We start from the raw sequence: 7,733 nt of genomic DNA on the forward strand, positions 1-7,733 counted from the left end.
ATAAAAAGTTGTCGCCGAAGTCCTTATTAGAATCAATGGCCGTCGGGTACGTCCGATTAACCCGGCGGCAAAGCTTCTCTGCGAGCCTTTCCAGAGGTGCGTGACTTGAGTGTCCTTGGTAGACTGAATGCGTGGATGTGAAAAGCGCCTTGATTTCGGCGTGCTGGTCGATACCCGTCATCGTCGCGGGCGCGTTTGCCATTTTGGTGCTGGCTGCGACATTAATGAATAAGGTGCTGACGGCGTCGCGTACCCAGATGCTGTTGTGGTACCGGTTCGGGGCCCGGGGGCAATGTCGTTCGATCTTGCGGTTGCTGCATCATCGTCGTTGGTCCGGAGTAGCGACGCTGGTTGGCAATGTGACGGGGTTAGTAATCTTGTCTGCAGTGAGCGTATGGGTGGGATTCTTCGCGTTCATCGCCACCTTCTTGTCGTTCGCGACCGGTGCCGCCTCGCGCAGGCACTGCATGTGTTCTATCTGAACAGGGGCGCGCTCGTGTGCGCGGCGTTCACGGGCGCGATTGCTGCCGTATCCCCCGTGTTGGCACACATGCACAACGACGGCAGCGTGGCCCATTCGGGGTCGCGGACCATGGTCATGCTGACGAGCCTCGCGCTCGTGGCCGTCACGCTAATCCCGCTTCGTCTGGGGCTCCAAAGTGCGCAAGTCAAAGTACGTGCCGTCGACGCCATCGACGATTGCCTTGGCACGCCCCTCAAACTACGGCCCCCAGCCAAGCCTGACAAGCACCAGCGTCGAAAGGTCAAGGCCGAAGCCTTGGCGCGCGCCACCCTGTTCATTGAACGTGCCGCCAACCGTTTCGACCTCGTCGCCCCGATCGGGCTGCCAACACCACGCGCCACATTGCTACGAGGCTGCGCTCGAAAACTTCGGGAGTTCCAGACACAAGTCGACTGCTTGCAAACCAGCCTGCCCGACCACATCACTCGCGCATTGAAGGATGCTGCGGTCGTACTGGCCGAACCGGCCCATCCACGCATCTACGACTCCATCGCCGACGACCGTCCCGCCTTCGACCGCACCGGGCAACCCTTGGCCTACCTCAGCACCAAACCCGCGGGACGCGTCGCCACATCAATGGAACGCGCGGTGCATCGGTTCGAACAAACCCACCGCCTGGTCAAAGCCGCCGGGTTCCTCATCGCCATAGGGGTGCTGATTGCACTGATCGTTTGGGGACACGCCAGCATCACCGCGTTGGCGGCCCCTCTGTCTTGGTAAGGACCGGCTTCGCGCGTGCGATCGGACCTCTTGGTGTAGCCATCCAAGACATGTCTGCCGTCCATTCGATGCGGCCCCGGGCTACAAGAACAAAGACGTAAATCCCCCAAAGCAGGGTAACCACCTCCTCGGCCGCACTCCGTCAACCAAAGTCGACGACCACCACCACGTCCTCCGCAGGTGCGCGCTCAGAGACAATGTATTAGTGAAATGGCAGAGTGTGACACCTGCGGCGATCACCGGATTGGTTGCGTTGCTTGGAGTCAGGTACGGAGCAACATTGGCCGCCAAGCGCGAACATGAGACTTGGCTTCGGGCCCAAAGGTACGAAACCTATATTGAACTTCTCACCACTGTCGAACAGTGCACTGAAAAGTTCTCCATGATCGCCTACGAGTTCGCGCTTGCCAAGGAAGGCGATGGCCGCAATGCAAAACAAGTTCAAGATGCCATCAAAGCCTGGGAACACTGGTCGCTGGCTGCGGAGGTTTCGTCCGACACCGCTTGTTGGCGAGTTCTGACACCGCCGGGCACGTGTCGGTGCCGCGGATGTTGGTTTGCGTCGACACCGCTTCCGCGCCCGACGGGTGTCAGGTTGTCCGCTGCTTTGTGGCTTGGGCCAGACGGTAGGAGTCGGTGCCGGTCTCGAGGATGGTGCCGCCGAAGGTGAGTCGGTCGACGATGGCTGCGCATAGCCGGGGGTCGGTGAAGGTCTTGGTCCAGCCGCCGAAGGACTCATTGGACGCGATCGCGACCGAGGCCTTCTCCTCACGCTCGGTGAGGACCTGGAAGAGGAGTTCCGCGCCGCGGCGGTCGAGTTGCGTGTAGCCGAGTTCGTCGATGCACAGCAGGTCGACGCGGCCGTAGCGGGCGATGGTCTTCGCCAGCGTCATCTCGTCGGCGGCCTCGACGAGCTCGTTGGCAAGCTGGGTCGCCAGGGTGTACTTGACCCGGTAGCCGGCCATGGCGGCCTCGGTGCCGAGTGCGATCAGCAGATGGGACTTGCCGGTGCCGGAGTCCCCGATCAGACACAGCGGCTGTCCCTTCTGGACCCATTCGCACTTGGCGAGGGTGTGGATCACGGCGGGATCGATGTTGGGGTTGGCGTCGAAGTCGAAGGCCCGCAGGGACTTCTCGCGGGGGAACTTGGCGGCCTTGATCCGGCGTTCGGACCGGCGTCGGGCGCGATCGTCGCACTCGGCAAGCAATAGTTCGGCGAGGAACCCGCGGTAAGACATCTGCTCACGCCCCGCCCGGTCGGCGTAGTCGGTGAAGGAATTGCGGATGGTGGGCATTCGCAGCATCCGGCACGCTTGGTCGATCGCGGCGTCGGCTGCTTCTTCGGTCATTCCACGGCGCTTGGTGGTCGCGGTGCGGCTCCTTCGTTCGGGGTGTCACGTCGGCTGGCCAACAGTTGGTCGTACTTCTCCACGCTCGGCAGCGGCCGAGTGTCGGCCGGGATGTGGGCGCGGAGCCGGCGCTCGGTCAGCGATCGCACGGCAGGGATCTCGCCTTCTCCGCGTGCCCTGTCGCCGCTCATCAGGGACTGGTGGTCCGCTGTCGTGTCGTCGGCTCCGCCATCTGCTGTGTCGTTGTACTTGCGCGCTTCCAACGCGACAGCGTCCGCGGTGAGCGCGCCTGCACGCAGCGCCGTCGCGAGTCCGGCGACGACGTGGTCGTGTGGAAGGTGCCGGTGCAGCATCAGGACCTCAATGAGGGCACGGGTGCCGTCGGCGTCACCGTGGGCCTTGCAGGCCGCGGCCCACCAGGCGTCGTGAACGGGCGTGAACCGCCCGGATGCCCTGGCCTGCTCCAGCGCTTTCGCGCCGGGTAGCGCGCCCGGTTTACGGAGGAGGACCTCGAGATAGTGGTCCAGGTCGACCCGGGTCGAGCCCTTGGTCATGAGCCGTTCGTGGCGGGCGATCTCGCTGCCGTCGAACACGACCAGGTCGCTGGCGTTCAGGAGCACCCCGGCTTGACGGCCGACCATGCGCGCGGGCACGGAGTACTTGTTCATCCGGACCGTGACCTGGGCGTACCGGTCCACGCGCGGGGTGAACCAGCGGCCGGTCTCGAACGGCTCGGTCGGAAGGGGCGCGAGGAGTGGCTGCTCGGTGGCGAAGTGTTCCCCGACCGTGCGGGCGCGGGACCCGATCCGCCGGGCGTCGTCGGCTTCGTCCCAGGCGTCGACCATAGCGTTGAGCTCGGCGAGGGAGTCGACTTCTGGGATGGGGACGAGGTGGTTGCGTCGGAACCAGCCGATCTGCCCCTCGACGCCGCCTTTCTCGTGCGCACCTTGGATTCCGGGCTGGCAATAGAAGGCTTCGATGCCGTAGTGGGAACGGACGGCGCTCCACCTGTCGGCCTCGACCCGCTGGCGGGAGAACCCAATCACGCTCGCGACGGCGGCCTTGAGGTTGTCGTAGCGGATCTTCCCGGTCGGCACCCCGCCGAGCACGTTGAAGGCGTGGACGTGGCCCTCGAAGAAGGCTTCCTGCCCAGCCGAGGCACTGACCCTGTGCACGGCCTTGCCCGAGTAGAAGAGCCGAAGGCTGAACAGCGCGCAGGTTACGAGCTCGCCGCGCAGGCGGATGGCGACGTCGCCGAAGTCAACCTCGGCCTCGCGGCCCGGGCGGTGCTCTTGCGGGATGAACGCGTTGGCAGGTTCCTGTCCGACCTCGACGCGAATCTCACGGCGTCGGGCGGCGACGTACTCGCGGACCATCCAGTACGACACCACCCCGGCCCCGTCATGTTCGTCAAGCAGTCGATCGAAGATCCGCTTCGCCGTGTGTCGCTGCTTCCGCGGCGCGTCGAGGTCCGAGCGCAGCCAGTCGTCGATCACCACTCGGTACGCGTCAAGCCGTGAGCCGCGTTTGGGCGGTTGCTTTCTCTCCTTCGGCCATGCAGATTCCAGCGCCGCTGTCGCGGTTCGGAAGCCGACGCCGTGCTTGCGCTGCAGCGCGCGGTTGGACATCCCAGATCGGGCATCCCGTCGGATCGCCGCGTACAGGTCGACCCGGGAACGCGGCTGCATCATCGGTGGCACTCCTGACGCGAGCACGCCGTGGGCACGACTTTCGGCACCGGGCCACCGCCCCGGGAACGGTGACCGCATGCGACCACAGCCCGGAATCACTGGCCCTACCGAGGTGCCTGGTCATGTGCTGCGCAGGGCTTCGGTGGGCGGTACTGAGTCGGCCCGGAGTGCGGGGTACGACCGACGACGGAGCCGATGAGCAGCGAGCAGGCCACGTCGAGTCCAACTGAAGCCCAGGTCAGTACGACGGCCCGGCCTTGCGTGGTGACGAAGACGTTGGTGACGAGCACGCCCAGGATCAGGCCTGTGATGCCGCCGACGACATCAACCTCGACACCACCTGTCCGCCCCGTGTCCCTGGCGCGACGAAGATCTGCTTGCGCGGTGCCTAATCGGTCTTCCCGCAACACCTCGCGGGCCCCTCAGTGTTCGCTGCTGAAGAACCGTAGCAACAGCGGGCCGACGGTCTGTGGGTCGACGACGTGATCCGGCCCCTCGAGGGTCTCCCGTTGAGCGTGGGGTAGTAGGTCTGCAAGCTCGTCGGCTGCGCGGTCGAAGAAGTCCGAGGGCAGGCCTGCCATATAGGGGGCCGTGATCGGTCCTCCGGTGGTGACCAGGACCGGTTGGGTGACCGTTGCCAGTCGATCGGCCGGCAATTGGTAGCGGTTGAGGAAGACGCTGTCGTGGACCAGCGTGGGCGCGAGGGCGACCGAATGCGCCCAATGCGCCGTCTGCTTGCCTGCCGCTTTCCTGGCCGCGATGTTGTCGTCGGAGGCGCCGGTCATGCGCATGAACAGTTCGAGAACCTCCTCGTCTCGCCCGGCGTCGAAGGCGCGTCGGGTGTCTGCGATGTACTCCTCGAATCGCGGGCGTATGTCGTCCCCGACCGCGTAGGGCACCTCCCACACGGCGATCGTGTCGATGGCTGACCCGGCCGCGGCGGCTTCCAGCGCCAGCGCGCCGCCTGAGGACGCCCCGAACAGGTGTGCCGAGCCGCTCGCCTCCGCGATCAACGCATCCAGGTCCTCGATCTCCCTTTCCACGGCGTAGGGCTCGGTGAAGCCGCTCGCGCCGCGTCCCCGACGGGCATAGTTGTAAACCGTGAAGTGCTCGGCGAGAGCAGGTACCAAGGGAGCGTTCTCCTCCCCCTCGTCGAGTGCTCCGCCCACCAGAATGACGGCCGGACCGCTTCCTTCCCTGTCGTAGGCGATGGTGGTGCCATCGTTTGATGTCACGCGAAAGGCCATCTCGTTCATCTCACATCTCCGTTCGAGAGGTTTGTCTCAGCGCCTGAGCAGCGTGCCGACGACGGCCTCGGTGCGCGACCACCGCGCCCTTGCGATCACGGCCGCCACGACGAGAAGGACGAGCGGCAGCCAAGGGCTCTGCTCGAGCACGAACTGATCGGTGATGACAGCACCGGTCAGCAATGCCGCCAACCCGAGACTGGCCAGGCCCGCCAGAGCCGGGATCAGAAGTCCAACCCCTCCCGCGACCTCCAGCGCTCCGACCAGGTACCGGAGCCACTGGCCAGCCCCGATGTCGGCGAACATGTCCACCATGACCGGGTCGCCGGCGAGCTTCGAGATTCCGCCGCCGGCGATTGTCGCCGCCAGCACGATTTGCAGAATCCAGACCCCGATGCTGCTCGCCCGCCCGGGCGTGTGCGCAACGGTTTCCGAGTTGTTCTTGGGGATGGTGCTCATTCGGCTCTCCTTGTCGTGTCCGGGTCTGGTACCGGTGATGGCGTTGGCCGAGTGGGCCGGGTTGTCGGAGTTGATTTCGACCAAGTGCTCGCGGTAGCGGCATCTACTTCTTGTTGCGGTAGAGGACCATGGTGATGGGACCGAAGACCGCGACGAGAAGTACGGACGAGACGAGCACCCAGCCGATTTCCCCGGCGGGCACCGAGCCGTGCATCAGGCCGCGTACCACGGTCGCCAGGTGGGTGATCGGGTTGACCTCGACGACCGCCTGCATCCACCCGGGCATCGTCTTCGGGTCCACGAAGATGTTGCTCCCGAACGTCAGCGGGAACATCACCATCATGCTGACCCCCGCCACCGAGTTCGGCGTGCGCAGGATCAGGCTGAGCATCGTCCACAGCCACGACAGGCAGAACGAGAACACCAGCAGCAGCACCACCGACAGCACCACCCCGACGGCGCCACCCTCCGGCCGGAACCCTAGAACCAGGCCGAGCGTGATCACGATCGCCGACCCGATCGAGTAGCGCATCACATCGCCGAGCAGGGCGCCGACCAGCGGCGACGGTCGCCACACCGGGAGCGCCCTGAATCTGTCGAACACCCCCTTCTGGATGTCGGTGTTCAGCGTAATGCCAGTGTTCATGGTGATCATGACGTTCGCCTGCACCAGGATGCCGGGCAGCAGGAACTGCAGGTACTCCTGAGTCGACCCGGCGAGCGCGCCACCGAACAGGTAGGTGAACATCAGCGTGAACATGATCGGGAACATGGTCACGTCGACGAGCTGCTCCGGGACGTGTTTGATCTTCAGCAGCGCCCGCCAGCCGAATGTCAACGAGGTGCGCACCGGGCCGGGGCGAGACGGCCGCTCGCCGGCCGACAGCACACTGCGCAGCGCGTCCTCGGTGACCGGCGCCGACGCCTGCTCCGCGGACGTGGCATTCATGCGGCATCCTCCTCGGGTGTCTCTTCGGCGGGATGTCCGGTCAGGGTGAGGAACACCTCGTCTAGGCTCGGCTGACCGAGCGCGAACTCGGTGACGTCGATGCCGCTGCGGGACAGCTCGGCCAGGGCGCGGGCGACCCGCTCGGGGTCGGAGATCCGCGCGGACAGCGCGGCCGGGTCGGCGGACGGCTCGGCCGGCACCTCGAGGACGCCGGCGAGGACCCGTTCGGCCTCGGCCCGCTGCTCGGGCGCACGTAGCCGTACGTGCAGCGAGCCGGCGCCGACCGACGCCTTGAGCTCGCCGCCCGAGCCCTCGGCAATGACCTTCCCGTGGTCGATCACCGCTATCCGGTCGGCCAGCTGGTCGGCCTCGTCGAGGTACTGCGTGGTCAGCAACACGGTGGCGCCCTCGGCGACCATGCCCCTGACGATCTCCCAGACCTGGTTCCTGCTGCGCGGGTCGAGCCCAGTCGTGGGCTCGTCGAGGAAGATCAGTTCGGGGGTGACGACCAGGCTCGCCGCGATGTCGATGCGCCTGCGCATCCCGCCGGAGTACTTCTTCACCTGCCGGTCGGCCGCCTCGGCAAGACCGAACGCGTCGAGCAGGTCGGCCGCCCGCTCCCTGCCTCGGCGGCGTGAGTAGCCGAGCAGCCTGGCGAGCAGCAACAGGTTCTCCACCCCGGTGAGGTCCTCGTCGACCGACGCGAACTGCCCGGTGAGGCCCACCCTGCTCCGCACCGCCCGGGCGTCACGCACGACGTCGTAGCCGAGCACTTGCGCCTCTCCGGCGTCGGGG

8 protein-coding genes are annotated in these 7,733 nt (G+C 65.8%); 2 read left to right on the top strand and 6 right to left on the bottom strand.

All coding sequences use genetic code 11. From position 1 onward, the window contains the following. The first annotated feature begins 131 nt into the window (after nt 1–131). The gene (locus VE172_RS22605) at nt 132–482 is read left to right on the top strand and encodes a hypothetical protein (protein WP_324804269.1); all 351 of its coding nucleotides are present in this window, start codon (nt 132–134) and stop codon (nt 480–482) included. After that, nucleotides 470–1,243: a hypothetical protein gene (locus tag VE172_RS22610; RefSeq protein WP_324804270.1), complete on the top strand. Its 774-nt coding sequence runs from the start codon at nt 470–472 to the stop codon at nt 1,241–1,243. The genes VE172_RS22605 and VE172_RS22610 overlap by 13 nt, the downstream gene beginning before the upstream one ends. 590 nt (nt 1,244–1,833) lie before the next feature. On the opposite strand, the gene istB is transcribed toward VE172_RS22610, so the two are convergent. The 6 genes from istB to VE172_RS22640 form a co-directional block, all read right to left on the bottom strand. Beyond that, nucleotides 1,834–2,592, bottom strand: a complete 759-nt coding sequence (istB, locus tag VE172_RS22615; protein WP_324804271.1) for an IS21-like element helper ATPase IstB — start codon at nt 2,590–2,592, stop codon at nt 1,834–1,836. Further along, complete coding sequence (gene istA / locus VE172_RS22620; protein ID WP_324804276.1) at nt 2,589–4,280, bottom strand: IS21 family transposase; 1,692 nt, start codon at nt 4,278–4,280, stop codon at nt 2,589–2,591. Before istA ends, istB begins: the two co-directional genes overlap by 4 nt. A gap of 425 nt (nt 4,281–4,705) precedes the next feature. Further along, complete coding sequence (locus tag VE172_RS22625) at nt 4,706–5,539, bottom strand: alpha/beta fold hydrolase (protein WP_324804272.1); 834 nt, start codon at nt 5,537–5,539, stop codon at nt 4,706–4,708. 27 nt (nt 5,540–5,566) lie between these two features. Further along, a complete protein-coding gene (locus VE172_RS22630; RefSeq protein ID WP_324804273.1) occupies nt 5,567–5,989 on the bottom strand; it encodes a DoxX family protein in 423 nt (140 codons plus the stop codon). A gap of 103 nt (nt 5,990–6,092) precedes the next feature. Next, nucleotides 6,093–6,938 (bottom strand): ABC transporter permease, encoded by an 846-nt coding sequence (locus tag VE172_RS22635; RefSeq protein WP_324804274.1) that lies wholly within the window; start codon nt 6,936–6,938, stop codon nt 6,093–6,095. Next, on the bottom strand, nt 6,935–7,733 hold a 799-nt coding region (locus tag VE172_RS22640; RefSeq protein WP_324804275.1), incomplete at its 5' end, for an ATP-binding cassette domain-containing protein. The genes VE172_RS22640 and VE172_RS22635, both read right to left, overlap by 4 nt.

The organism is Stackebrandtia sp., from assembly GCF_035643755.1.
Taxonomy (GTDB): Bacteria; Actinomycetota; Actinomycetes; order Mycobacteriales; family Micromonosporaceae; genus Stackebrandtia.

What these genes read in the sequence shown, in the direction of transcription:
- VE172_RS22635 (WP_324804274.1), bottom strand. Translation starts at nt 6,938, where the DNA reads ATGAATGCCACGTCCGCGGAGCAGGCGTCGGCGCCGGTCACCGAGGAC.
- VE172_RS22625 (WP_324804272.1), bottom strand. Translation starts at nt 5,539, where the DNA reads ATGAACGAGATGGCCTTTCGCGTGACATCAAACGATGGCACCACCATC.
- istB (WP_324804271.1), bottom strand. Translation starts at nt 2,592, where the DNA reads ATGACCGAAGAAGCAGCCGACGCCGCGATCGACCAAGCGTGCCGGATG.
- VE172_RS22630 (WP_324804273.1), bottom strand. Translation starts at nt 5,989, where the DNA reads ATGAGCACCATCCCCAAGAACAACTCGGAAACCGTTGCGCACACGCCC.
- istA (WP_324804276.1), bottom strand. Translation starts at nt 4,280, where the DNA reads ATGCAGCCGCGTTCCCGGGTCGACCTGTACGCGGCGATCCGACGGGAT.